The 2422-nt window shown below is 62.1% G+C and carries 3 protein-coding genes; all 3 read right to left on the bottom strand.

Translation table 11 applies throughout. The annotated features are described in order from the left end of the window. Window positions 1-45 precede the first annotated feature (45 nt). Window positions 46-1857, bottom strand: coding sequence for a replication endonuclease (locus IG627_RS20460; RefSeq protein WP_193195133.1), 1812 nt, complete (start codon window positions 1855-1857; stop codon window positions 46-48). Next, the gene (locus IG627_RS20455) at window positions 1857-2102 is read right to left on the bottom strand and encodes a hypothetical protein (protein WP_193195130.1); all 246 of its coding nucleotides are present in this window, start codon (window positions 2100-2102) and stop codon (window positions 1857-1859) included. Before IG627_RS20455 ends, IG627_RS20460 begins: the two co-directional genes overlap by 1 nt. Continuing rightward, window positions 2099-2422: hypothetical protein (locus IG627_RS20450; RefSeq protein ID WP_193195129.1), on the bottom strand; the 324-nt coding region annotated here is incomplete at its 5' end. The genes IG627_RS20455 and IG627_RS20450, both read right to left, overlap by 4 nt.

Below are 2422 nucleotides of genomic sequence, written 5' to 3'. Positions count from 1 at the left end.
TTCCTCATAAATCCCCCGGTTACAGTTATTGACACAAGTCCAAGGTTACGCCGCCTGCGGCGGCGCCTGCGCGGCCTGCGGCCTTGCCGCTGCCTTTGGCAGCTCGTAGATATTCCACTCGCGCAACCGCGTCAGCTCCACGCCTTGCAGCCCGCCGCCGACACCCTCCAGAACCTGCAAAATTTCCCCGTATTTATTCGGCGCCGGTGCTTTTCGATAAACCGGCGATAGAGCAGCCTCTCCTCTGCGGCGCATGGGGCCTCCCTGCGCGGTGAGATAGTCGCACCAGCACCCGGAATTTGCTGCCTCGCGGGCCGCATTGAATTGCGGCCCTTGCAGCGCAAACCCCTGCCCATTCGCATCCAGCCGGCGCAGCTCACGCCAAACCGTAACCGAAGGCTGGCCGAGCGCCTGAAACTGACGGATTCCCCAAGTAGAAGCCCATGCTTCCACGCGTTCGGCCGTCCGCACAGAATCCAGACTCCACGCCTGCTGCACTTCCCCTTCCGCAGTCTTAACCGTCCCCATCCCGTCGATATTCTTCGAGACATATTTGGCCACATAGGCAGCCGCGCCCCCTTCGCCCTTGTTCAGATAAACAATTTTGGTGCGGCGCTTTTCCGCCCCAGGCTCCCCGCCCATGCAATCCAGATGACAGACACCGGTGCGCGCCTTAACGCGGCGGCGACCATCGGCACCGCGCACCCAGCGCGGGCGGACTATGCCCCGCCAGATTTCCGCGAACAGCAGCATGGCCAACTTCACCTGGCGCTTGTCGAACCACATCACGATATGCCAGTGCGGGCAGCCATCATGGTGCGGCTCTGCAATGCGCAGACCGTAAAAGCGAATCCCGCGCTTTTCGTAATAGGCGCGCAGCAACTGCCAGCGGCGGTTTAACCACTGCTGACCATCGATCGGCGTTGAGCCATCCCAGTTGTCGTAACGCTTGCCGCCTCGGTTGTAGGCGTGAAAGCGGGAAGGACAGGTCGCGGTGAGGAACACGGCCTGTAAGTGATCGCCGAAGGCTTCCGCCCACTCCTCACAGCCCCGAATCCGAGTCATTAACTCGTTTCGACGGTTGACCGGGTTAGACACACCCAGGTCGGACAGCTGGGCCAGGGTGTACACCTGACCCTGATCATTTTCGGCAATTAGGTTTTCCAGGAGGGACCGGTTGCGACGCTTCTGCTGTCGTCGGCGCAGCAGGGACAGCCCGGACACATAGCCGCCGGTTTTCTTGCAGGTCAGGCCCAGGCGGCGGGCGGCGGTTTCCAGCTGTCTGGCCTGCGCTTTGCGAATCTGGCCGCGCCACCATTTCGGGTCAGTCAGGCGCATCACCACCGCAGCTACCTTGTGTTTGTCGTCGCGGTGGCAGTCAGCTATAGGCGGCATCTTGACGCCGGCACCGGTGCAGATGGTTTCAACCAGGGAAAGCGCATATTCGCAGGCGGCGGGCCCGTCGCGGCCCTCGCGGTGCTTGGCGATATCGGCCAGCAATGTGCGCTCGCACTTGCGGGCCAGGGTTTCGGCGGCGTCCTTGAGCGCCTTGTCATGGCTGCACACATTCAGCAGCGGCACCCGCAGGCGTAAATACTGCTCTTCAAAGCACTCAAGCCAGTGCAGCGCCTGCCAGCCGTCCGCCCGCTTCTCCCGCTCGCTGTATTCGCGCTCGAGAGCCTTGCAGAGAATATGGAAGTGATAGCGGGCAAGAATGCGGTTTTTCAGCGGCGCCGGCCCGTAGGCTTCGGCCAGCTCCCGCACCCGCTCAACCTTTTCAGCAGCCTTTCGCTGCTGCCAGCGGTCGAAACACTCCCGGCGCTGCTGCTCCAGCAGCTGGACGGCGGCAGCGGTCATTAGAATGGCGCCGACTCAGCGTCAGCGTCAGCTACCAGCTTTTCATACACGCTTTCCGGTATCGCCCCGGACAGCTGTTTTCGCACACTGTCCACAACCGACTCTAGATACCCCAGCGCATACGCTTGCCCCCGCTCAGATTCCAGTTGCTGCACGCGCAACAATACCCACTCAATTTCCCCGATTGCGTCATAAATCTCCCGCATCCGCTCGAGACTTACCTCTACCACTGCTGACTCACTCACCGTGCACCTCCCCGTACCAGCTGCAGCACTTTGGCGCGCTCCAGGTGCGCAAGGCCGGCGGCCTGATGGTCAACGCCGGAACCGTCACAGACGAAACAACGCACCGCCCCGAATGCGCCGACCTCTTGACCGTTGCCGCGCTTCAGATCGCCAGGGCGGCCACCGAGCGGCCCGTAAAAGGTCAGTGTGGAAAGCAGTCCATCACCCTCGCAGGCGATACAGGGGAAGCGCTTGCGCAGCCGGCTACCGTGCAGCGCCTGCTTGCGCTCGATCGCGTCGACCACCTTGATGGCCCGCTCTTCGATCAGCTGGAAATGCAG

It is taken from the genome of Microbulbifer taiwanensis (assembly GCF_014904815.1).
Lineage (GTDB): Bacteria > Pseudomonadota > Gammaproteobacteria > Pseudomonadales > Cellvibrionaceae > Microbulbifer > Microbulbifer taiwanensis.
This window is presented reverse-complemented; position numbering and strand designations above follow the sequence as displayed.

Coding starts and splice junctions, on each gene's coding strand:
- IG627_RS20460 (WP_193195133.1), bottom strand. CDS start 1,857: ATGACCGCTGCCGCCGTCCAGCTGCTGGAGCAGCAGCGCCGGGAGTGT.